The organism is Saccharopolyspora karakumensis (assembly GCF_004349225.1).
Lineage (GTDB): Bacteria > Actinomycetota > Actinomycetes > Mycobacteriales > Pseudonocardiaceae > Saccharopolyspora > Saccharopolyspora endophytica.
In genome coordinates, this window is record NZ_SMLA01000058.1 from 15,849 (window position 1) to 38,504 (window position 22,656).

At 70.3% G+C, this 22,656-nt stretch carries 20 protein-coding genes; 11 read left to right on the forward strand and 9 right to left on the reverse strand.

What is annotated here, in order from left to right:
* Window positions 1-242 precede the first annotated feature (242 nt).
* The 4 genes from E1202_RS26250 (at window position 243) to E1202_RS26265 (ending at window position 3,641) form a co-directional block, all read left to right on the forward strand.
* Entirely contained in the window at window positions 243-1,217 is a 975-nt protein-coding gene (locus E1202_RS26250) for a M28 family metallopeptidase (protein ID WP_132685856.1), read from the forward strand.
* Window positions 1,218-1,456: 239 nt separating this feature from the next.
* Complete coding sequence (locus E1202_RS26255) at window positions 1,457-1,774, forward strand: 2Fe-2S iron-sulfur cluster-binding protein (protein ID WP_132685858.1); 318 nt, start codon at window positions 1,457-1,459, stop codon at window positions 1,772-1,774.
* Window positions 1,771-3,081, forward strand: coding sequence for an FAD-dependent oxidoreductase (locus E1202_RS26260; RefSeq protein WP_132685859.1), 1,311 nt, complete (start codon window positions 1,771-1,773; stop codon window positions 3,079-3,081). The genes E1202_RS26255 and E1202_RS26260 overlap by 4 nt, the downstream gene beginning before the upstream one ends.
* Before the next feature lie 20 nt (window positions 3,082-3,101).
* Window positions 3,102-3,641, forward strand: coding sequence for a GNAT family N-acetyltransferase (locus E1202_RS26265; RefSeq protein WP_132685861.1), 540 nt, complete (start codon window positions 3,102-3,104; stop codon window positions 3,639-3,641).
* Window positions 3,642-3,735: 94 nt separating this feature from the next.
* Here the strand turns inward: E1202_RS26265 and E1202_RS26270 are convergent, their stop codons facing one another.
* Window positions 3,736-5,295: an aldehyde dehydrogenase family protein gene (locus E1202_RS26270; protein WP_132685863.1), complete on the reverse strand. Its 1,560-nt coding sequence runs from the start codon at window positions 5,293-5,295 to the stop codon at window positions 3,736-3,738.
* Between the two features lie 319 nt (window positions 5,296-5,614).
* Between E1202_RS26270 and E1202_RS26275 the strand changes: the two genes are divergently transcribed.
* Window positions 5,615-6,424, forward strand: a complete 810-nt coding sequence (locus tag E1202_RS26275; RefSeq protein ID WP_132685864.1) for an SGNH/GDSL hydrolase family protein — start codon at window positions 5,615-5,617, stop codon at window positions 6,422-6,424.
* A gap of 83 nt (window positions 6,425-6,507) precedes the next feature.
* On the opposite strand, the gene E1202_RS26280 is transcribed toward E1202_RS26275, so the two are convergent.
* Together E1202_RS26280 and E1202_RS26285 are read right to left on the reverse strand one after the other, a co-directional pair.
* Window positions 6,508-7,281: an SDR family oxidoreductase gene (locus E1202_RS26280; RefSeq protein WP_132685866.1), complete on the reverse strand. Its 774-nt coding sequence runs from the start codon at window positions 7,279-7,281 to the stop codon at window positions 6,508-6,510.
* A complete protein-coding gene (locus E1202_RS26285) occupies window positions 7,281-8,177 on the reverse strand; it encodes a dihydrodipicolinate synthase family protein (RefSeq protein ID WP_132685868.1) in 897 nt (298 codons plus the stop codon). The genes E1202_RS26280 and E1202_RS26285 overlap by 1 nt, the downstream gene beginning before the upstream one ends.
* Window positions 8,178-8,703: 526 nt before the next feature.
* On the opposite strand from E1202_RS26285, the gene E1202_RS26290 reads away from it, so the two are divergent.
* The 4 genes from E1202_RS26290 to E1202_RS26305 all read left to right on the forward strand — a co-directional run bounded on the left by E1202_RS26290 (window position 8,704) and on the right by E1202_RS26305 (window position 11,508).
* Complete coding sequence (locus tag E1202_RS26290) at window positions 8,704-9,807, forward strand: J domain-containing protein (RefSeq protein WP_132685870.1); 1,104 nt, start codon at window positions 8,704-8,706, stop codon at window positions 9,805-9,807.
* Window positions 9,808-9,905: 98 nt separating this feature from the next.
* A complete protein-coding gene (locus tag E1202_RS26295) occupies window positions 9,906-10,310 on the forward strand; it encodes a DoxX family protein (RefSeq protein ID WP_132685872.1) in 405 nt (134 codons plus the stop codon).
* A 33-nt stretch (window positions 10,311-10,343) separates the two neighbouring features.
* A complete protein-coding gene (locus E1202_RS26300; RefSeq protein WP_132685874.1) occupies window positions 10,344-10,736 on the forward strand; it encodes a VOC family protein in 393 nt (130 codons plus the stop codon).
* 88 nt (window positions 10,737-10,824) lie between these two features.
* Window positions 10,825-11,508, forward strand: coding sequence for a dienelactone hydrolase family protein (locus E1202_RS26305; RefSeq protein ID WP_132685875.1), 684 nt, complete (start codon window positions 10,825-10,827; stop codon window positions 11,506-11,508).
* Between the two features lie 363 nt (window positions 11,509-11,871).
* Here the strand turns inward: E1202_RS26305 and E1202_RS26310 are convergent, their stop codons facing one another.
* From E1202_RS26310 to E1202_RS26325, 4 genes are all read right to left on the reverse strand, one after another.
* Complete coding sequence (locus E1202_RS26310; RefSeq protein WP_132685877.1) at window positions 11,872-13,041, reverse strand: NAD(P)/FAD-dependent oxidoreductase; 1,170 nt, start codon at window positions 13,039-13,041, stop codon at window positions 11,872-11,874.
* Window positions 13,038-14,471 (reverse strand): sodium:solute symporter family protein, encoded by a 1,434-nt coding sequence (locus E1202_RS26315; protein WP_132685879.1) that lies wholly within the window; start codon window positions 14,469-14,471, stop codon window positions 13,038-13,040. The genes E1202_RS26310 and E1202_RS26315 overlap by 4 nt, the downstream gene beginning before the upstream one ends.
* 18 nt (window positions 14,472-14,489) lie before the next feature.
* A complete protein-coding gene (gene solA, locus E1202_RS26320; RefSeq protein ID WP_132685881.1) occupies window positions 14,490-15,617 on the reverse strand; it encodes an N-methyl-L-tryptophan oxidase in 1,128 nt (375 codons plus the stop codon).
* Window positions 15,618-15,691: 74 nt separating this feature from the next.
* Window positions 15,692-16,414 (reverse strand): GntR family transcriptional regulator, encoded by a 723-nt coding sequence (locus E1202_RS26325; RefSeq protein WP_132685883.1) that lies wholly within the window; start codon window positions 16,412-16,414, stop codon window positions 15,692-15,694.
* A 303-nt stretch (window positions 16,415-16,717) separates the two neighbouring features.
* Here E1202_RS26325 and E1202_RS32700 point away from each other — a divergent pair, with 303 nt between their 5' ends.
* Window positions 16,718-16,849: a hypothetical protein gene (locus E1202_RS32700; protein WP_268952367.1), complete on the forward strand. Its 132-nt coding sequence runs from the start codon at window positions 16,718-16,720 to the stop codon at window positions 16,847-16,849.
* Window positions 16,850-16,895: 46 nt separating this feature from the next.
* Here E1202_RS32700 and E1202_RS26340 read toward each other — a convergent pair whose 3' ends face one another.
* Window positions 16,896-18,998 (reverse strand): acetate--CoA ligase family protein, encoded by a 2,103-nt coding sequence (locus E1202_RS26340; protein ID WP_132685885.1) that lies wholly within the window; start codon window positions 18,996-18,998, stop codon window positions 16,896-16,898.
* A 254-nt stretch (window positions 18,999-19,252) separates the two neighbouring features.
* Here E1202_RS26340 and E1202_RS26345 point away from each other — a divergent pair, with 254 nt between their 5' ends.
* The gene (locus E1202_RS26345; RefSeq protein WP_132685887.1) at window positions 19,253-20,578 is read left to right on the forward strand and encodes an MFS transporter; all 1,326 of its coding nucleotides are present in this window, start codon (window positions 19,253-19,255) and stop codon (window positions 20,576-20,578) included.
* Between the two features lie 138 nt (window positions 20,579-20,716).
* On the opposite strand, the gene E1202_RS26350 is transcribed toward E1202_RS26345, so the two are convergent.
* Window positions 20,717-22,249: a UxaA family hydrolase gene (locus tag E1202_RS26350; protein WP_132675646.1), complete on the reverse strand. Its 1,533-nt coding sequence runs from the start codon at window positions 22,247-22,249 to the stop codon at window positions 20,717-20,719.
* Window positions 22,250-22,656 lie beyond the last annotated feature (407 nt).

Here is a 22,656-nt window from a genome sequence, read left to right on the forward strand (position 1 = left end):
GTGTCGTCCCAGCTTGCCTCAGCACCGCCGGGAGAACAACGCGAGCCCCGATCAGCCCAGCGCGCTTGAGGACGCGGTTGTGCTCCGCAACCGTGAAATGCCGCCGCGAATACGGGAAAAACGTGTTGGTGCGGCGACTTTTGGTCAAAACGGTCTTCTCCGTGATCCCCGCCGATACGTTCGCCAGGCGAATACGCGATCGATCGAGATCGACTCCGACATCGACGAAGGGGATCGCGGAGATGCCGAACCGCCCGATGCTCGCCACCGCCGCCGCGCTCGCGGCGGCCGCAGCGCTGGTGCTGCCCACCGCGGCCGTTGCCGACAGGAGCGCACGCGCCGGCGCCATGGCCGTGCAGGACCACCTGCAGGAACTGCAGAACATCGCCGGTGCCAACGGCGGGAACCGAGCCGCCGGGACGCCCGGTTACCAGGCTTCCCTGGACTACATCAAGGGCAAGCTCGACGAAGCCGGTTTCACCACGTCGGTCCAGGAGTTCGACTCCCTCGGCGGCCCCACCTACAACCTGATCGCCGAAACCCCGGGTGGTGACGCCAACAAGGTCGTCATGTTCGGCGCCCACCTGGACAGCGTGGGCGAGGGGCCGGGGATCAACGACAACGGAACCGGTTCGGCCGCGATCCTGCAGGCCGCGCTCGACTACGCGGCGGGCGGTGAAACTCCGACCAACAAGCTCCGCTTCGCCTTCTGGGGCGCGGAGGAAGAGGGGCTGGTGGGCTCCACCCACTACGTGGAGACGCTGCCGGAGGCCGAGCGCGGGAAGATCGCCGCTTACCTCAACTTCGACATGGTCGGTTCGCCCAACGCCGGCTACTTCACCTACGACGGCGACGACTCCGACGGCGTCGGCGCAGGTCCGGGCCCGGAGGGCTCGGCGCAGATCGAGAAGCTGCTCAACGACTCGCTGGGTGCGGCGGGCGCGCCCGCCGAGGGCACCGATTTCGACGGTCGCTCCGACTACGGCCCGTTCATCGAGGTCGGCATCCCGGCCGGTGGCACCTTCACCGGCGCCGAGGGGACCAAGAGCCCGGAGCAGGCCGAGAAGTGGGGCGGCCAGGCGGGTGAGGCGTTCGACGCCTGCTACCACCAGGCGTGCGACACCGTCGAGAACGTCGACGCCCGAGCCCTGGAGCGCAACTTCGCGGCCATCGCCAACGCCGTGAAGACCTACGCGGCGCAGTTCCCGCAGCCGTAGAGCTCAAGCCATCCGGAGAGGGAAGAGGCCGTCCCCGGCAGCACCGCAGCGCAGGCGGTGGCTGCCGGGGACGGCTGTTCTCGCGCATCAGTCCCATGTCTGACGGGCCTACATCAATGGATTGATGCGCGATCTGTTCTGGGGCAGTTCAATTTCTCCTGTCGGTTCGATCGGGAACCGGGCGCACCGGGCAACGGGTGAGAGCGCCGCGGCGGTGCAGATCCAGGAGGTGGCGGCTGTTGACCGGACCGTACCTGCTGCCCGCCCACCTGGACCCCGCACAACCGCGCTACCAGGCCAGCTTCGCCGTCGAGGTGGGCGGACGCCGGGTCACCGCGCACGCCGGGCAGACGGTGGCCGCCGTGCTGATGTCGCTGGGGCTGACCTCGTGGCGCGAATCCGGTGGTCGCGGCCGGAGGCGCGGGCTGTTCTGCGGGATCGGCGTGTGCGCCGAGTGCGTTCTCGTGGTCAACGGAACCCCGGGCGTCCGCGCCTGCCTGCGGTCGGTCGAACCCGGCGACGTGATCAGCACCCGCGGTCTGGGGGAGCGGCGATGAGCGTCGTCGTCGTGGGTGCGGGTCCGGCCGGCATGACCGCCGCCCTGCACGCCGCCCGAGCCGGGGCCGAGGTGCTGCTCGTCGACTCCTCGAACGGCCTGGGCGGGAAGTACCACCAGGCGCCGCCCGAGCAGTTCGGCCTCGCCCAACCGCAGCGCATCCGGCGAGGGCAGCGCAGCTTCACGACCCTCGCCGAGGAGATCGGCGCGCACCCGCGCATCCGGCGGTTGTCCGGCGGCGTTCGGTCGCTGGACGGCCACGACGTCCACGTGCGCACCGGCCCCGGGGACGCGGGGGAGACCTTCCACACCGACGCGCTCGTGCTGGCCACCGGCGCGCACGACCGGGTGCTGCCGTTCCCCGGCTGGGAACTGCCCGGGGTGTTCACCGCCGGGGCCGCGCACGCTCTGGCGAGTGGCCAGCGGATCGCGGTGGGCAGCCGGGTGCTGGTCGCGGGGACCGGGCCGCTGCTGTTGCCGGTCACCGAATCGCTGCTGGGCGTGGGCGCCGACGTGGTGGCCGTGCTCGACGCCGGAAGCCCGGCGGCCTGGTTGCGGCGAGCGCCGGATCTGGCCGGGCAGTGGGACAAGCTCGCCGGGTTCGCCGGTTACCTGCGCAGGCTCGTCGGCAACACGCAGTTCCGCACCCGGGCCGGCGTCGTGGCGGCGGTCGGCGAGGAGCGCGTCAAGGAGGCGGTGGTCGCCAAGCTCGACGCGCGCTGGCGGCCGGTCCCGGGCACGCACCGGAGGATCCCGGTGGACGCGATCTGCGTCGCCCACGGCCTGGAACCGCGCCTGGAGCTCGCCAGAGCGGCGGGCTGCGACATCGAGGACGGCTTCGTGCGAGTCGACGGAGCGCAGCGCAGCTCGACGCCGTGGGTGTTCGCGGCGGGTGAGGCCACCGGCATCGCCGGAGCCCGAGCCGCAGCGGCCGAAGGTGCTGTCGCCGGGCTGGCCGCAGCGGTGCACGTCGAGGCGACCACGTGGAGCGAGGTCGAAAGACCCGCTCGCCGAGCCATGCTCGTGGTCCGATGTGGACAGCGGTTCGGCCGGGCCATGGCGTCGGCGACCCGCATCGGTGAGGACTGGAACGAGTGGCTCACCCCGCAGACCGTCGTCTGCCGCTGCGAAGAGGTTCCCTACCAGGCCCTTCGGGACAGCGCGTCCGCCCAGCGCGACGCGAGCTCGCTGAACCTGTCCTGCCGCGTCGGGCTCGGGTCCTGTCAGGGGCGGATGTGCGGCCGCAACGCCAGCGAGCTCGCCGAGAACCTCCTCCGGACGTCCGCGAAAGAGCCCCCGGTGGCCTGATTCCTGCCATCATGTGCCGCATGGCCGAATTGCGGACCGCGCACACCGCGGATCTCGACGTGGCGAGCCTGCGCGCGGCGCGCGGGCTGCTGTGGGACGTCTTCATCGAGGGCGACGCGATGACCGAAGCCGACTGGGAGCACTGCCTCGGTGGCATGCACGTGCTCGCCTGGGAGGGCGACGAACTGGTCGGGCACGCCGCGCTCGTGATGCGGCGCCTGCTGCTCGGCGACCGTGCCCTGCGCACCGGTTACGTGGAGGGCGTCGCGGTGCGACGAGCCCGCCAGGGCCGGGGCATCGGCGGCGACCTCATGACCGAGGTCGAGCGCATGATCCGCGCGGCCTACGACCTCGGGGCCCTCGGAGCCAGCGAAGCCGGCCGCCCCTTCTACGAAGCGCGGGGTTGGAAGCCCTGGCCCGCGCCGACCAGGGCGCTCACGCCCACCGGGATCCACCCGACCCCCGACGAGGACGGCTGGATCTACTACTACCCGGCCGGTGCCGCCCTCGATCGCAGCGCACCGCTCACCTGCGACCCCCGCCCCGGCGAACCCTGGTGATCGCGCCGGGCCTCAACCACCGCGGCCCGGGAGCCCACCGATGACGAACGGGGAACCCCGCCGCAGCGGGGTTCCCCGTTCGCTCGCGCCGCGATCAGGTCTGCGGATAGCGGTGGTAGCCCGGGAAGTTGCCGTAGAGCTGCTCTCCCGGAGGGCCCTGGGTGACCGCGTGGACCAGGTGCTGGCCCCCGACGAACGCGCCCTTCCACGACGCGCCCCGGCCGCCGAACGGCTCGTCGCGGTCACCGCGCGAGCGCGGCTTGTTGATGCCGACCTTGAACGCCTGGACGCTCTCGGCGAGCTCGGCGGCGAACGACTCGTCGTCGCAGGCCACCGTGGCCACCAGCGCGCCGTTGGAGGCGTTCATCTGCGCCAGCAGCTCCGCCTCGGTGTCGACCACGACGATGGTGTCGACCGGTCCGAACGGCTCCTCGTGCATGAGCCGACTGGCGCCTGGTGGAGCCAGCAGCGTCACCGGTGCGGCGTAGGCCGAGACGTCCTGACCTTCCGGGAAGTGGCCCTGGGAGCGGTCGCCGTGGTGCAGCGGAACGGCGCCGTGGCGCAACGCCTCGGCGACCCGCCCTTCCAGCTCGGTGGCCTTCGCCGCCGAGATGAGCGGACCGAAGTCCAGCGCGGGCGGCTCGCCGTTCTCGCCGGCCAGCGGGTGGCCGAAGCGCACCGACTGGACCACCGGGAGGTAGGTGGCGAGGAACTTGTCCACCAGTTTCCGCTGCACCACGAACCGCGGGTAGGCGGTGCAGCGCTGCTTGGCGTACTCGAAGCCCTTGCGCAGGTGCGCGCTCAGCCCGTCCCAGTCGGAGAACTCCCACAAGCCCCAGGTGTTGAGGCCTTCCTGCTCGAGCATGTGCCGCTTGCCGGTGTCGACCAGCTGCGCGGCGATCTTGCCGCCGTTGGAGCGTCCGCCGACGAACGCGAGCGCGCCCACCTCGGGCGAGCGCACCAGCGGGTCCGACAGGGCCGAACCGTCGCCGGACAGCAGCGTGGCCGGGAGCCCGGCGCGGGCCATCAGCGCGTGCGCGACGGTGAGCGTCACCGCGCCGCCCTGCGTCGGGGTCTTGGCGATCACGGCGTTGCCCGCGAGCAGCTGCACCAGCTCGGCGTGCACCAGGACGCTCATCGGGTAGTTCCAGCTGGCGATGTTGCTCACCGGGCCGGGCAGCGGCTGGCGCTTGTACGGGGCGCCCTCCACGTCCTGGTTGAGCATCTGCTCGGTGTGCTCGGCGTACCAGCGCACGCCGTCGAGGCAGCGATCGACGTCGGCGCAGGCGGCCTTCCACGGCTTGCCGATCTCCCAGGCGAGCAGCAGTGCGAGGTCGTCGCGGACCTGCGACATGGCTTCGACCGCGCTGGTCACCGCTTCGCGACGCTGCTCGAAGGTCGTCTGCGCCCACGCCTGGTGGGCCCTGGCCGCTGAGCGCACGGCGTCTTGCGCGGTCGCGGCGTCGATCTTGGGCAGCTGGGAGAAGACCGTGCCGTCCACCGGGGTGACCTGCGGGGCGGGCTCCCCGACGGCCTGCCAGCGGCGGTCGATGAGGTTGCGGGGCACGCCGTCGTCGAACGCCTCCGGCACTGCGGCGATGGCCCGCGAGAGCACCGCCGAAGCGGTGTGGTGATCGGGAACCCGGAGTGTCATACGCCCTCCTCAAAAGATTGGGATGGGGTGCCGGGAGACATAGGACTATGCCAGGTCGTGAGGCGCCGCGCCTGCTGCAATCGTACGAATTCGAACAAAACGTACGTGCGTCTTGTGAGCCCTTTCAGGGCCTCGCCGCTCCGCCGGGATTGGGAATACCGGCGAAACCGGAACCCGGAATTGTCCTGATGGCGGCTACCGGTGTGACGTTCGAGCTGCCGCGAGGGCCGGTTACTGGCGGGTACTCGCCAAGTTCTCCGAAATTCGGCGCGGACTTCCTTGAATGAAGGAGCTTTTCGCGCTCCGAACGGAGGAAAACATGCGTCACGCAAGGTACCTCATCGGTGCGGTCGCAGCCTGCACGGTCGTCTCGGGCACGGCCGCACCGGCCTTCGCAGCTGATTCCGACTCCGCATCCGCCGCAGAGAACTACGTCGCCCTGGGCGACTCCTACGCCTCGGGAACGGGCACCCGGGAGTACTTCGAGGACAGCGGTAGTTGTCTTCGAAGCCCGAAGGCATATCCGCAGTTGTGGGCCGATTCGCACGGGGTCGCCGGCTTCGAGTTCGCGGCCTGCTCGGGTGCCGTGACCGACGACGTCAACGCCGACCAGCTCGGTTCGCTCAGCGCCGACACCACGCTGGTCACCATCTCCATCGGCGGCAACGACATCGGCTTCGTCAACGTCATCACCAGCTGTGTCGCCGGCACCGACGAGGGCTGCGACAACGCGGTCAACGACGCCTCCGAGAAGGCCCGCAACGAGCTGCCCGCCAAGCTCGACACCACCTACGCCAACATCCGCTCCGCCGCACCCAACGCCGAGGTCGTGGTGGTCGGGTACCCGAAGATCAACGAGATGGGCGACTGCGGGATCCCGTTCTACTCCGAGTACAAGCGCCAGCGGATCAACGAGGGCGCCGACGAACTCGCCTCCGTGATCTCCGAACGCGCCTCGGCCGCCGGGTTCTCCTTCGCCGACCCGCGAAGCGCCTTCGAGGGGCACGGTGTGTGCGCCTCCGACGAGTGGATCAACGGGCCGAGCAACCCGATCCAGGAGTCCTTCCACCCCGACGTCGACGGGCACGCCAACGCGTACCTGCCGACCCTGAACTCCGTCACCGGCTGACACTCCCGGCGGCGGAAGAGGCGTGTCGCACGGAGAAACCTCCCGTCGTTCCGTGCGACACGCCTCAAGCATCCATCGCGGTGTCACAAGGTCGGGACGAGGCCCCCGTCGCAGCGGATCGCGGTCCCGGTGATGTAGGAGGCGTGGGCGCTGCACAGGAACGCCGCCGTGGCACCGAATTCGGCGGGCTCGCCGTAGCGCTTGGCCGGAATCGCGGCCTCGCCCCGGGCGCGGACCTCCTCGACAGGCAGGCGTTCGCGCTCCGCCGTGGCGCTGTCCAGCGACGACAGGCGGTCGGTGGCGATCCGGCCCGGCAGCAGCAGGTTCGCGGTGACGCCCTCGTCGGCCACGTCGATGGACAGGCTCTTCAAGTACGCCGCCAGCGCGCTGCGGCCGATGTTGGACAGCGCGAGGTTCGGGATCGGGGCCTCCACGCCGCTGGAGGCGATCGCCAGCAGTCGGCCCCAACCGCGCTCCCGCATCCCCGGCAGCACACCGCCGACCAGCTTCTGGTGCACCAGCAGCAGGTTCCGCACCGCCTCGGCGGTGTCGTCCGGACCGATCTCCGAGGCGCTGGCCGGGCGCGGCCCGGGACCGTTGAGCACCAGGATGTCGATCTGCCCCAGCGCGTCCTGCGCCGCCGACAGCAGCTTCTCGGCTCCGCCCGGCGCGGTCAGGTCGACCTCTACGCCGGTGGCGACCGGCAGCTCGGCCGCGATCGCCTTCGCGCGCTCACCGCGACGGCCGGACACCACCACGTTGACGCCCTCGGCTGCCAGCGCCCGCGCGGTCGCCTCACCCAGCCCACCTGTCGAGGCGCAGACCAGCGCATTGCGGCCGGCGATTCCCAGATCCATCAGTTCTCCACGTTCTCCACGGCAGCCAAGTGCCGATCCAGTTGTTTCTCCAGGCTCTCCGGCATGCCGGGCGCAGGCGCCCGCACCCGCGATCCGGCGATGAGACCCCGTCGGCGCAGCGCCTCCTTGCGGATCGCCAGCCCGACGCGGGCCTGAGCCTCGAAGTTCACCAGCGGCAGGTACCGCAGGTACGCCTCCAGCGCCGCCTGGTAGCCGCCCCGGCGCCACGCGTCCACGCAGGCCTTGAGCCCCTCGGGGAACGAGAACCCCGTCATGGCTCCCGCCGAGCCCGCGGCCAGCTCGTCCAGCAGTCCGACGCCGCCGAGACCGCCGAACACCGGCACGCCGGTGCGAGCGGTCAGCGTGGCGATCGCAGGGGGAGTGGGCGGGGCCTCGGCCTTGACCGCCACCACCGATTCGACCTGCTCGACCGCTGAGGCCAGGTCGGCCGCGCTGATCGACACGCCGGTGACCAGCGGGTAGTCCTGCACGACCAGGCCGGCGCCGGTCGCCGCGTGCAGCGCGTTGAGCTGGGTGGCCAGCAGCTCCGGGTCTGGGGTGTTGACCTGCACCATCGTCCCGGCCAGCCGGTCGCCGACCACGTCGGTGGCCAGTTCGACCTCTTCGGTCACGGGTGCCGGCGACGTGCTGGAGGCGCCCACCACGATCGGCAGGTCCGCGGTTTCCACCACCACTTCGAGCACCGCTCGCTTCTCGGCCGCCGACAGGCGCATCGCCTCGCCGAAGACGCCCAGCACCGTCACCCCGGTGACGCCGATCCGCCGGTAGTGCCCGACGAGCTTCGCCAGCGAAGCCAGATCGACGTCCTGTGTGGACTCGGTGAACGGGGTGGCGACCACGCCCCAGACTCCGGGAGCGAGCGGATCCGCAGCCATCTGCACCCTTTCCACCAGCAGCTCGACCGGCGATCTTATGCACGTCGAATCAGATCGCGTCAAGGTCGCGCCCCGTGATCTCGGCCTGGCCGAGGGGGCGCCCACCACGCACCCGGCTGAACGGTTGGCCGGTTCGGGGGCCGATTTCGCCCACAACGCGGTCTCGATCGGCTATGGTGGACGACGATGCCGGACGGGTCCCGCCCGCCGAGCACTCACCCAGACTTACGCGGTCGTGCACCGCACAGCAGGCCGAGCCGGTCCCAGGCGCCATCCAGGACCGAGCCCGGCTCCCGGATGGCCAAAAGGGAGGGGCGGCGGAGCGCCGCCTCGGTCATCCGCGTGGAAGAGCCCGCTGGCCAAGCAGGTCAGCGGGTTTTTTCGTTCCCGCCGGTCGATCGGTGGTCCGGTTCGTGGTGAATTCCTGCCGGTCGGTTGATCTTGATCTCGGCTCACGTCCTATCATTGCCGGGCGTTCTCATTGCAGCTCGTTGTTGCCGCGCGGTCCGGGAGGCGGGGGAGGGTAGTGCGCGGGGTCGACTACTACGAACTCCTCGGTGTGGGGAGCGACGCGACGCCGGTCGAGATCAAATCGGCTTATCGGACGCTCGCCCGCAGCATGCACCCCGACGTCGGCGGTAGCGACGGTGCGTTCCGGCTCCTCCAGGAAGCCTACGAGACGCTCACCGACCCGGTGCGCCGCGCTTCCTACGACAGCGCTCGGCGCCGTCCGGTCGAAGCCGAGACCGCTCCGCCGAGGCGTCCGCGACGGCCCGGAGGAACCAGGCGGCCCGGGCGCGACTTCGGCGAGGACCCCGACTACGTGCCCAGGATGCCGAGGGTGCGGCTCGACGACCTCGACTGGTGGGACAGCGTCGACCCGCAGGCGCGGGTGCACTACCTGCCGGTTCTCGGACCGGACCGTATGCCGACGTTCGCACTGGTCGGGGCGTGGTCGTTGCTGTTGCTGGCCGGGCTGGCGGTCGAGCTCAACGCGGTGCTGATGGCGACCTGGCTGGGCCTGCTGATCAGTTCCGGAGTCGTGATCGTGGTGCTCCTGCGCCGCCACATCGGCGCCCACCGGGAGCACCGGATGTTCACCGCCGAGTTCGGCAACCAGCGCATCTTCGGCCTGCCCGACATCCAGCACGAGCGGGCCCAGCTGCTCACCGCCGAGTTGTGCGCCAAGTACCTCATCCGGTTGCCCGGTGTGCGGGTCTTCCACGGTCTGACCTGGCCGGACTCGGTGTTCGAGGACGTCCACCACGCGGTGCTGTGCGGGCGTCGCCTGGTGCTCGTGGAGTCCAAGAGCTGGCTTCCCGGGCACTACACGACCGACGAGAAGGGGGCGCTGTGGCGCAACGGGCACCCCTTCCGCGGCGGCGTGACCCGGCTGAACGAGGGCGTGTCCAACTTCGAGGCGTTGCTGCCCGAGGTCGAGGTGCGCGGCGCGGTGCTGATCTACCCCAGTCGGGCCGGCGAGATCACCACCGTCGAGCAGCCTGACGAGCAGGTGGTGCCGATGACTCCGGCGCAGTTCGTCAAGGACATCGGGGACTGGCTCGCGCAGGACCCGGTCACCGTGGACCGCGACGTCTTCACCACCGTGCTCGACCAGTTGGTGGACTGACACCCCTTTTCGTCGGCGGCCACCGATGAGTTTCCAGCGCGCGTCGAGTCGATACCTGCGATCGAATCTCAACAGCGCGATGGGAAGGGTGCGTCCGGATGACTACGAGTGCGAACGAGACCAAGGCTCCGCCGGGACGGGCGGTCAACATCGGGCTCTGGGTGCTGCAGGTGCTGCTCGCGGCGTTCTTCGTCTTCGCATCGGTCCCGAAGCTGCTCGGTGATCCGATGGCCGTGCAGATGTTCGACCTGATCGGCTTCGGGCAGTGGTTCCGCTACCTGACCGGATCGGTCGAACTGCTCGGTGCGATCGGGCTGCTGATCCCGCGGTTGTGCGGGCTCGCGGCCTTCGGCCTTGCGCTGGTGATGGTGGGCGCCGTGCTGGCGCAGGTCTTCCCGCTCGGTGCCCCGGTGGTGGCCCTGTCGCCGCTGGTGCTGGGCGTGGTGCTGCTGCTCGTCGCCTGGGCTCGGCGCGGCACGATCCCCGTCCTCGCCCGATCCTGACAGTTCCGACCTCAACTGAGTGGAGTGATGACGATGGCCATGAAGACCTTCCTCAACCTGCCCGTCAAGAACCTGGACCGTTCGGTGGAGTTCTTCACCGCGCTGGGGTTCACCTTCGACGAGAACTTCACCGATGAGAACGCCACCTGCATGGTGATCAACGACGACAGCTACGCGATGTTGCTGGTGGAACCGTTCTTCAAGTCCTTCATCACCAAGGACTTGGCGGATTCGACCAAGGTCACCGAGGTCATCACCGCCCTCACCGCCGACTCGCGCGAGGAGGTGGACCAGCTCGTGGCGAAGGCCCGCGAGGCCGGGTCGCCGCGCATCGGGGACGTCGTGGAAGAAGGCCCCATGTACAGCCGGAGCTTCGAAGACCCGGACGGGCACACCTGGGAGATCTTCCACATGCCGCTCGACTGAGGGCTGCGATCAGCTGTTCGCGGCGGGATCATGGTGCGGGCACGAGCGGCCCCGGCGAACGGTCATCCTCCGACGAAGGAGCACGAGCGTGACGAACCCGCACCAGAACGTCAGCTTCGCCAGCAACGGACGGACCGCCCACGGCTACCTGGCGACTCCCGGGCGACCGGGTCCGGGAGTGGTGGTGATCCAGGAGTGGTGGGGGCTGACCGACCACGTCGCCGATGTCGCGAACCGCTTCGCCGCCGAGGGCTTCGTGGCCTTGGCCCCGGATCTCTACGGCGGTCACACCACGCACGACGCGCAAGAAGCCGCCCGGATGATGCAGGAGCTGCCGGTCGACCGGGCGGCTCGTGACCTGTCGGGCGCCGTGGACCACCTGCTCGGGCACGAGCTGGTGACCGGGTCTGCGGTCGGTGCGGTCGGCTTCTGCATGGGCGGCAAGTTCGCGCTGGTCCTGGCCGCTCAACAGGGTGACCGCATCGGCGCCGTCATCCCCTTCTACGGGATTCCGCCGGTCGAGACGGACTTCTCCGCGATGACGGCGCCGATGCTCGGCCACTTCGGCGAGTACGACCGCGGCGTCACGGTGGACGCCGTCGGCGAGGTGGCGGACAAGATCAAGAAGCAGACCGAGGTCCACCCCCAGATCCAGGTGTACGCGGCGGGTCACGCGTTCTTCAACGACCAGAACCCCGCATCGTACCACGAGGAATCGGCCCGCGTCGCCTGGCCGCGCACGCTGGACTTCCTGCATCGCCACCTGGGCTGAGCTTTCCCACTGTGGAGTTGTCAAACGACAGCCGTGCTCATGAGGGGCGTACCGGGTGACCGGTCTCCGCGGAGGCCGGTTCTCGGTGGTCATCTGGCGGTGCCCGGCTCGTGATCCCGTGGTCTGGGGATCAGCGCGCGAGCCGCGCCGCGTTGGGCGGAATTCCTCGTCACGCCACCACATCCAGGGGCTCGCAACCGGTGTCGGGCCAGCGCCCGCGCCATCGAACTCATGTGCCCATTGTGCCGCCGGGTGTTCGAAAATGCGAGCGAATGGCGATCGCTGGATGGGATGATCTGAGCGGTAACGCTTCGAAACGAGTTGGAGCGGAAAGCGTTTCATCACGCCACTGCGGAGTGACCATCACTGCTGGCCGGCGAACCGCACCTTCTCCAAGGGCGGCAACGAGTCTCGACCCACGAGCCGGTCAGGGCGGAAGTGCCGGAGCTCCGGCGCGGTCTCACCGCCGACCACCTCGGACGCGGCGAGCCTGCCGAGCAGCGGCCCCAGCGTGACGCCGCTGTGCGTGGCCAGCACGTAGACCCGCCCGGTCTCACCGAGGAAGCCCGCTGCCGTCAACCCGTCGCCGGGCATCGACCGCTGCCCGACCCGGATGGACTCCAGAACCGCGCCGGAGGTCCCCGCCAGCAGGTCGTTCAGCCGCCGGCACAGCTCCTGGGCGTGGTGGCCGTCCACCGCAGGAGGATTGGCGGGATCCGCGTCGGCGTCCAGGTCCAGGCCCTGCACCACGAGCCGCCCACCGCCGTCGGGACGCACGTTCAGCGCAGGTGTGGTCAGCACGGCGTCCAGCCGGGTCGGCAGCGCAGCCGTGTATCCCAGCAACCCGACGGTGGCCGATCCCGCGACATCCGGATCGGCCATCGCCACCCGGTGGCCGGTGGTCGCGGTCAGCGCCTCGGTCCAGCGCCCGGCGGCGAACACCACCGCGTCCGCGCCGGCGACCTCCCCGTCGGCCAGGGTGATCCGCACCCCGTCCCCGGTCTCGGACACCGACGCGACTTCGGCCGGGCACCGCAGCTCGGCGCCGTGCTCGCGGGCCTCGCCCCACAAGCGCGCGACCAGCAGCGCCGGGATCAGGTGGCCCTCGGTGCGGTAGTGGGCGATGTCCCGCACGCCGTCGGGAACGAGGAGGTCGGGCACCAGGTCGCGGGCCTGCGACGGCCCGATCCACTCCACCGGGTAGTCCCGGTCCTGCAGTTCGCGCACCGAGGCGGCCAGCCGTTCGGTCCCGGCGGGGTCGTCGGCCCACTCGATGTTCCCGCCCAGCGTCAGCCACGGCGCGCAGCGGCCCGGCGAGGCCGCCAGGACGTCGTGCTCGGCCATGCCGGCGACGTTCAGGTCGTGGTACGGGCGCGGGTTCTTGCTGTGCGAGTTCACCCAGGCGAACGAGGTGTTCGAGGTGCCCGCCAGCGGGGCGGTGCGTTCGAAGACGGTGACCTGGGCACCTGCGAGGCTCAGCGAGCGTGCGGTTGCCGCGCCCAGGACACCCAGGCCGATCACGGCGATGTTCATGCTCGGACTGCCCTTTCGTTCTCGACGGCGGGACGGGAGGGGGTCAGCAGTGCGGTTACCAGCACTGCCACGGCCGAGACGGCGATGCCGTAGACCGCGTAGGGCACGGTGGTGTCGGCGAGCTGGGCGAGGGCACACCCCAGGATGCCTGCGACCATGCCCGCGATGGCGGCCGTCGGGGTCAGCCGGCGTCGCCGGTGCAGCAGGTACCCGAGGAAGATCGGTGCCGCCAGCGCCGCCGCGGAGTAGGCGTAGGTCGCCACCAGCCAGGTCAGCGCCTTCGGGAACAGGATCGCCAGCACGGCGGCGAGCACCGACACGCCGACGGTGATCATCCGCGAGAGCGCGACGGTCTGCCGCTCACCGGCCTGCTTCCCCGCGATGTTCTGGTAGACGTCGCGGGTCAGGTTGGCCACCACCGACTGCAGCGCGGCACCGGTGGTGGAGATGATGGTGGAGACCAGGAACGCGCCGAAGACGATCACCAGCCAGGTCGGCAGCTGGGTGAGCAGCCAGCCGGCGGCGTCCTCCTCGTTGGCCAGGCCGGGGTTCATCGAGTGAACGGCGAGCCCGATGCACCCGGCGTAGACGCCGCCGATGAGCATCGTCAGGCCGGACAGGCCCAGCCCGCGCCGGGCGTCGGAGACCTTCTTGGTGGCGAAGACCCGCTGGTAGTAGAGCTGGTTGGTGAGGGTTCCCGGCAGGATCGCCGCGACCCAGAGCCAGATCTGGTCCCAGCCGGCCGCTGTGAACCCCTCCCAGCCCCACAGCCGCTGCGGGACGGTCGCGGTGATCTGGCCCCAACCGCCTGCGAGGTGGACGGCGTAGCCGGCCACTCCCAGCGACATGGCGATCATGAAGATGCCGAACACGAAGTCGGTCCAGGCGACCGAGGTCAGGCCGCCGGGCAGCACGAACAGCAGCGACGCCACCATGATCAGCAGGATCAGCGCGGTCGGCGACACGCCGGTGAGCTGGCCGAAGAGCTGCGCGAACGCCACGAACTGGGTGGCCAGCCAGCCGAACGGCACGACCAGCGCGGCCAGCGCGGCGATCGCGATGGCCAGCCGGTTGCGGCCGAACAGCTTGGTGATGATGTCGGGAACGGTGGTGAAGCGCTGCTCGCGCAGCCACTTCGCGATCCACATCAGCACCAGGAAGCCGACCAGCACGCATCCCTCGTAGACGAAGACCGACCACCCGGAGCGGTATCCGATGCCGACGTGCGCGATGAGCACGCCGCCGCCGGTGGCGGTGGCGAACTGGGTGATGATGACGACGATCAGCGGCAGCGATTCACCCGCGGACAGCCAGTCCGCGGAGTTCTTCGCCTTGCGTCCGAAGTAGACGGACATGCCGATGCCGAATCCGATGACCAGCAGGCTGGCGATGATGATCCCGGCGATCTGGCCGGTGGAACCGGTGAGCATGGTTGGCCTCCAGTGGGCTCACAGCGGGAAGCGGTTCGGGTCGAGCGTTGCGATGTCGTGCGAGGTGCCCCCGGTCAGCGCGAGGTCCGCGCCGATCTCGCCGAAGGCGGGCGCGAGCTTGAAACCGTGCCCGGAGAAACCGGTCATGACGGTGGCCCGGCGGTGTCCGGGGAGCGGACCGAGCAGGGCGTGGTCGTCGGGGGTGAAGCCCTCGGCGAAGGTGCCGGTCCGCATCGGATGCGGTGTCACCCCAGGCAGCAGCCGCGCGGCGGCGGCTGAAGCGGCTCGTGCGTGGTCGGCAGGGGACGTGCGCGGGAGGTCGTCCGGGCCGTCGAGCTCGGTCCACCCGAGGTGGTGCGGCACGATCTTGATCGCCACTCCGTCGAGCGCGGGGAAGCAGGAGAACCCGGCTTCGGCGTGCCTGCGGATGGCGATGGGCATCGACTCCGGTGAGTGCGCGGCGACGTCGCGCGCGGCGAACCAGTAGGCGGTGATCAACCGCGCCTGGACCGGGAGGTTCCGCAACGGCGCGAGCTGTCGTGCCCACGGGCCGGGTGCGAAGATCGCGTGGTCGACGTCGAAGGTGGTGTCGTTGCTGGTGATCCGCCAGCCGTCCGCGGTCTCGGTGGCGTCGGCGACGGGGTGGTAGGACAGGATCTGAGCCCCCGCGACCTCGGCGGACCGCAGTGCGGCCTGCACGGCGGGTTCCGGTCGCAGCACGCCGGCCGCCGGGTCGAGCACCATGATCTCGCCGTCGTCGATCCGGTGCTGCGGGAAGCGCTCTCGCGCCTCGGCGGTGTCGAGGACCTCGTGGTCGAGCCCCGCGTCCTCGGCGCAGCGCCGCACGGCGGCGACGTCGGCGTTGTCGGGCGCGCCGATGGTCAGCCCGCCGCACATCGTCAGCAGGTGCGCGTCCGCGCCGCGTTCCAGCTCGCGCCACAGCGCTTCGGCGCGTTGCAGCAGCGGCACGTAACCGGCGCCTTCCTTGTAAGCGGTGCGGAAGATGCGGGATTCGCCCGCTGAGGCGCCCCGGTCGTGGCCGGGGCCGTAGGCGTCGAAGGCCAGCACCTCGGCTCCGCGCAGCGCGAGCCGCCAGGCCGTCATGGCACCGATGACGCCGGTGCCGATCACCGCGATGCGAGTCATGAACGCTCCTCCAAGGTCTTCCGGGCAGGATGAACGAACGGTTCCAGTGCGAAACCGCTGTGGGCGAAGGGAAATCAGCGTTCCTGCGTGGACAGGACGCTGTGCTCGATGAAGAACTCGACGAGGTCGGGCCGGATGATGTGCCACATGGCTTCGGCGAGCTTGCCGTCGGTGAGCCAGGTCAGCCGGCGCAGCCGGATCACGGCTCCGCCGGGGGTGAGGTGCAGCCGGGACGCGGTGTCGTCGTCGAGCAGCACCGGGTCGACGTAGACGCGGGACTTGGCCGCGGGGACGCCGTTGCGGGAGAAGTAGTCGTGCACGGTCAGGTGGGCCAGGTCCTCGTCGAGCAGTCGTGGTGCCAGCGAGAACGGGACCGCGGAGAGCTCGACGGCGATCGGGTTGTCGTCGACGTCGAACTTGAGCCGGCGCAGCTGCGTCACCGGCGCGTCGCCGTCCACCCCGGGCATCTCGACGTCGGCGTCGCGCGCCGGGATGACCGCAGCGGAGTCCACCGCGTGCCGCCCGGGGATCTCCGGGCCCTGCAACGCGGGGTTGACCAGGCGCAGCAGGTTCTCCTGCCGCGCGCCTTCGGCGACGAACGTGCCGCGCCGACGGTGTCGTTCCACCAGCCCGGCCTGGGCCAGTTCGGTCAGCACCCGCTGCGCGGTGGCACGGCTGACCGAGTACTGCTCGCGCAGCTCCGCCTCGGTGGGGAGTTTGCTGCCGGGCAGCAGCGCACCCGAGCGGATCCGCTGCTCCAGTTCGGTGCGGATGCGCAGGTACGCCGGTGTTGCCATGGACGGAATCTAGCTCCGCGCATTTGACCGGTCAATAGAGAATTCGAACGGTCGAAAGAAGTGACGCCGTGTTGACGTGCGTTGATCGAGCGGCAACCTCGCAGCGTTCGATCACGGCGCCCACGCCGCCGAGTTCACGACGAACCGCTTCGTCGTGAGGTGCGGTCCGGCGGTGGCCGGTCAGCCCTGCTTGGTGGGTCGGATGGTCAGGTCGCCGATCTCGACGTCGTCGGGTTGCTCGATGACGCGCGACGGCTTCCGGGCTGATTCCGAGCGTCCATCGCGTGCTGGGCCTGCGGCGAGGTGCGCGAGGACGTCGGCGCGGCGGACGTCATCCTGCTGCTGGGCGGGTGGGCACGCGTTCCCGAAGCCGAATGGGACGCGCGGGCTCAGCCGATGATGTCGGTCATCGTCGACGGACTTCGTGCGCGTTGATCCCGGACCCCGGGAAGCCGTTGTCCCGCAACGCACCCGCGCGCTGCTAGCTCAGCACCGCCAGGCAGTCGACCGCCACCGCGCCGTTCTCGTCGAGCAGGAGCGGGTTGACGTCGAGTTCGGCGAGGTCGTCGGCGAGGTCGTGGGCCAGCCAGGACAACCTGGCGATGGCGTCGGCCGCGGCGTCGAGGTCGCGGGCCGGTTCGCCGCGGACGCCCGCGAAGACCTTGCTCCCGCGCAGCGAGCCCAGCAGTCGCTTCGCCGAGGCGGTGTCCAGGGGCGCGACGCCGACCTGGCTGTCGGCGAGGACTTCGACCAGCACGCCGCCGAGCCCGACGACCACGACCGGGCCGAACGCTGGGTCGCGCTTGATGCCGACGATCAGCTCCGTGCCGGTCGCCATCCGCTGCACGAGCAGCTTGGCGTCCGGATCCAGCCGCAGCAGGTCATCGGCCGCCTCCTGGATCTCGGCGTCGGTGGACAGGTTCAGGCGCACTCCGCCGATGTCGGACTTGTGGCCGATGGCGCGGGACAGGAGCTTCACCGCCACGGGCGTGCCCAGGTCGTGCGCGGCGGCGACCGCGCTCTGCGGGTCCTTGGCGGGGAAGGCGCCTGCGCAGGGCACTCCGTAGGCGGCGATGAGCCTGCTGGACTCGTGCTCGTCGAGCTGCCCGCGTCCGTGATCGCGCGCTTCGCACAGGATCGCGCGCACCGCGCGGCGGTCGACGTCGTTCGGCCGCTGCGGGCTCGGCGGGGAGGGGCGCAGGCTGTAGCCGGCCAGCGAGCCCAGTGCCCCGGCCGCGCGTCCGGGGTCGGTGAAGCACGGAATCCCCAGTTCTCGCAGCCACTCCCGGGGGCGTCCGCTGCCGCCGGTCCACACCACCACCAAGGGCCGGTCCGTGGAGCGGTAGGCGTGCTCGACGGCGCCGATGAGCTCGTCCGCGACGTGGTCGGAATTGCCCAGCAGGACCGCGATCATGTCCGAGCCCGGGTGCTCGACCGCGATCTCCAGGGAGCGCCGCAGCATCGAAGGGTCGCTGATCAGATTCGCGGTGAGGTCCACGGGGTTGCGCGGCGAACCGAAGGCGGGCAGCACCTCGGCCATCCGGTGCTGCCACTCGGGCTCCCAGGGGAGGACGTCCAAGCCGTGGCGGGCGGCGGCGTCGGCCATGAGCACGCCGGCGCCGCCGGACAGCGACAGCGTGGTCAGGCGCCTGCCCCGGGCCCGGCGCCCGTCAGCGAAGATCATCCCCGCGTCGAGCAGGTCCTCCATCCCGTCCACCCGCACCACGCCGAACTGCCGCACGACTCCGTCGAAGACCGCGTCCTCACCGGCCAGCGACGCGGTGTGCGACGCCGCGGCCCTGGCGCCGGCTTCCGATCGCCCGACCTTGACCGTCAGGACGGGTTTGTCCAGCTCGTGGGCTCGGCGGGCCACGGTCAGCAGTTCCCGGCCGTCGTGCACGCCTTCCAGGTAGGCCATCAGCACCCGGACCTCGTCGAGCTCGACCAGTCCCCCCAGCACCTCGGCGACCGACAGGTCGGCTTCGTTGCCGGTGTTGAGGAAGTGCGAGATGCCGATCCCGGCGTGCTGGGCGGCGGAGAAGATGAAGGTGCCGAACGCGCCGCTCTGGCTGACGAACGCCAACGGCCCTTCGCGCAGCTGGAAGTCCCCGTCCATCGCCGAGGTGAACGTCGGCATCGCCTTGTCACGCAGGCTGAACATGCCCAGGCAGTTCGGCCCGAGCAACCGGATGCCGGTTTCGGCGACGACCTCGCCGAGCTGGTGCTGAAGTCGCGCTCCGTGCTCGTCGAGCTCGGCGAATCCGGCCGCGCCCACGATCGCCGCGGGAATCCCCCGATCGGCGCAGTCCCGGACGGCGTCGACGACCTGGTCGGCGGGGAGCATGATCATCGCGAGGTCGATCTCGCCGTCGACGTCGGCCAGCCGGGGGTGAGCGGGGATTCCCTGCACCCGCGCGCGCACCGGGTTGATCGGCAGCAGCCTTCCCGCGTAGCCGAAGCGCTTCATCAGCGCTATCGCGCGGCCGGAGAGCTTGACCGGGTTGTTCGAAGCGCCGAGGACCGCGATCGACCTCGGGTGCAACATGCGGTGGATCGCCGGATGCGGGGCCGTGGTGCCGTCCATCGCGCTCCATCCCACCTGGCGCGTTGGCGCGCCGGTGTTTTCGATGCGTCGCTGCCCGCCGCGTCGCGGGCACCGGGTTCGAGGCTAGGCGGGCGTCGCTCCGGAGCCAAGACTCGAATCGCTGTCCCTCCACTGTGGAGCATGTGGTGCAGTCCACTCGCGAGATCGCTAACTCCAGAGCTTCGCGAAACGAAGTAACGGATGAGTAAGCGTTCGCACGACGTTGTTGACATGAAGAACACGGGAGGGCATTCGTGGCTGCCGACCGACCGGAGAGTCGGGCATGGTGGATCTGGAGCGTGGCGGTGGTCGCCTACCTCGCCGCGGTATTTCACAGGGGCAGCTTGGGGGTTGCCGGGACGCAGGCGCTCGATCGGTTCGACGTCGGACCGGCCGCGCTCAGCGCGTTCACGGTGCTGCAGGTCGGCATCTACGCCGGCATGCAGATTCCCACCGGTTTGCTGGTGGATCGCTTCGGCGCACGCCGGGTGATCACCACGGCGGTGTTGTTGCTGGGGACCGGCCAGGCGCTGTTCGCGCTGGCCGACACGTACGCGATGGGACTGGCCGCGCGGGGCGTGCTGGGCCTGGGCGATGCGTTGATGTGGGTGAGCATTCTGCGCCTGGTGGCGGCGCACTTCTCGGCGCGGCGCTACGCGCTGGTGGCCACCATCTCCAGCGCTCTGGGGGCGCTGGGTGGTGTCGCGGCCACCTTCCCGCTGGCCGCGGCGCTGCGCACGATCGGTTGGACCGGGACGTTCCTGCTGGTGGGCGCGCTGACGATGGCCTACGCGGCGGTGACGGTCTCGGTCGTGCGGGACACCACGCCGAAGGCCTCGGCTCCCAAGAGCGGGGGAGCGGTGCTGGCCCAGGTGCGGGACGCGTGGTCGGTGCCGGGAACGCGGCTGGCGTTCTGGACGCACTTCTGCACCATGTTCGTCTCGGGTGCGCTGACCCTGCTGTGGGGTTTCCCGTACCTGGTCGACGGGCTCGGCGTGGCCGCCTCCACGGCGAGCGTGCTGCTGAGCCTGCTGATCATCGGCCAGGTCGTGGGCGGCCCGCTCGTCGGAGCGCTCATCGGCCAGCGGCCGGAATGCCGGATGTGGCTGGTCATGGGCTATCTCAGCCTCAACGCGCTGTCGTGGTGCGCGCTGCTGACCTGGCCGCAGGGTCGTCCGCCGCTGGCGGTGATCGCGGTGGCGTTCCTGATCTTCGCCATCGGCGGTCCGGTGTCCTCGGTGGCCTTCGCCCTGGTGCGCGACTACAACTCGCTGCGCCAGGTCGGCACCGCCACCGGTGTGGCCAACGCCGGCGGGCACTCGGCCACGGCGCTGGGCGTGCTGACCGTGGGTCTGGTGCTCGACATGTTCGAGTCGATGCCCGGCGGTTCGGAGTACCGGGTGGCGATGCTGGCCCTGGTCGCGCTGCTGATCTTCGGCGCCTCGCGCACGTGGGTCTGGTGGCGCCGGGCCCGCGCCGAGGTCTTCGCCGCCGCGCAGCGCGGTGAGCAGGTCCCGGTGCTGCTGCACCGCCACCGCTGGGACCTCGACACCCCGCGCCGCGAGCCCGTAGCCGCCTGAGCGCGCATCGACTGCGGTAGGGGAACCTGAGCGGCTTCGTGGACTCCGCGCGCCACGAAGCCGCTCAGAACCCCCGGCGGGGCCGATTGCTCAGGTGGGGTGGAAACGGCTCCGCCGTTTGACGAGAGGCGCACTTGCTCAGAGCACGGTGGAGAGGTGCCAGGGGACGAATTCCTCTTCGCCGTAGCCGAGTTCCTCGCTCTTGGTCTCCTCGCCCGAGGCGACGCGCAGGATGTGCTGGAAGATCTGCTCGCCCATCTGCGCCACCGTCATCTCGCCGTCGGCGATGACGCCGCAGTTGATGTCCATGTCGTCGGTCATCCGCTCGTACAGCGGCGTGTTGGTGGCCAGCTTGATGCTCGGCGCCGGCTTGCAGCCGAACGCCGAACCGCGCCCGGTGGTGAAGCACAGCAGCTGCGCGCCGCCCGCGATCAGCCCGGTGGCGTTGACCGGGTCGTAGCCGGGGGTGTCCATGAACATCAGCCCGCGGTCGGTGATCGGTTCCGCGTACTGCAGGACGTCGACGAGGTTGGTGGTGCCGCCCTTGGCCGCCGCTCCGAGCGACTTCTCCAGGATCGTGGTCAGCCCGCCCGCCTTGTTGCCGGGGGAGGGGTTGTTGTTGATCGAACTGCCGTCGACCTGGACGTGCTTCTCCCACCAGTCGATCCGGTCCACCAGCTTCTCGCCGACCTCGCGGCTGACCGCGCGGCGGGTGAGCAGGTGCTCGGCACCGTAGATCTCGGTGGTCTCGCCGAAGACCGCCGTGCCGCCGTGGCGGATCAGCAGGTCCGCCGCCGCGCCGAGCGCGGGGTTGGCGGTGATGCCGGAGTAGGCGTCCGAGCCGCCGCACTCCATGGCCAGCACCAGCTTGTCGGCGCCGACGGTCTGCCGCTGGTGGGAGTTGGCGATCGGCAGCATCTCCTCGATGCGCCGGACGCCCTCGGCGACGGTCTTCTTGGTGCCGCCGAACTCCTGGATGGTCATCGCGTGCACGGGCATGTCGTCGGGCAGCTTCAGGTCCTCGGTCAGCGCCCTGACCTGGTTGACCTCGCAGCCCAGCCCCAGCACCAGGAGTCCGGCGATGTTGGGGTGACCGGCGTAGCCCTGCAACGCCCGGCGCAGCACCTCGAAGCCCTCGTTGCCGCGTCCGCTGTGCCCGCAGCCGAGGGTGTGGGTGAGCGGGCAGATGCCGTCGACGTTGGGGTAGTCGTCGAGGATGCCGGAGGCCTCGACGCGGCGGGCGATCATCTTCGCCGCCGTGGCCGAGCAGTTCACCGAGGTCAGCACCGCGAGGTAGTTGCGGGTGCCGACCCGGCCGTCGGGCCGCACGAAGCCCTGGAACGTGGCGCGCTGGTCCTCGGGCACGTAGTCGGTGGTGGTGACGTCGGCGCCGAAGGCGTGTTCGCGCTGGAACTCCTGGTAGGCGACGTTGTGGGTGTGGACGTGCTCACCGGCGGCGATGTCGCGGGAGGCGAACCCGATGATCTGCCCGTATTTGCGCACCTCCGCGCCCTCCGCGATGTCGGCGGTGGCGACCTTGTGCCCGCGCGGCACCGCGTTCGTGATCTCGAGTCCGGAGTAGGTGCCGGGCTCGATGTCCTGCCGGGCGATGAGGACGGAGTCCTCCTCGTGCAGGCGGAAACCCAACTGGTCCAAGGTCGGCGACGACAACCCGATCACCCTCGCTTCAGAAATGTGAAGTCACTTCGTCGTGGTGAACCGGATGCTAAACGTGCGAACGCCCGGTGTCACCGCGCACCGCGATGACCCGATTCTCGCGCCCCGAACAAGCCGACGACAGCGCCGGCCGCAGTCCGCCACCCGAGTCGGCCCGTCGGGCCCCGAGGTGGCACCCCGATTACGGCGGTATTCCGTGTCCTGAACACCGCCGCAATCCGGGTGTCACCCGGAATACCGCAGTAATCAGGTTCCGGATTACTGCGGTAATCGGGGTCGTACCCGGAATACCGCCGTAATCGGGTGACGGATTACGGCCGTATTCGGGTCAACTGCGGAGTCGGGGTGGGTGTGGGAGGTGGCGCCGTGGTCGTGCGGGGTGTCTTGGGGTTCTGCTGGGT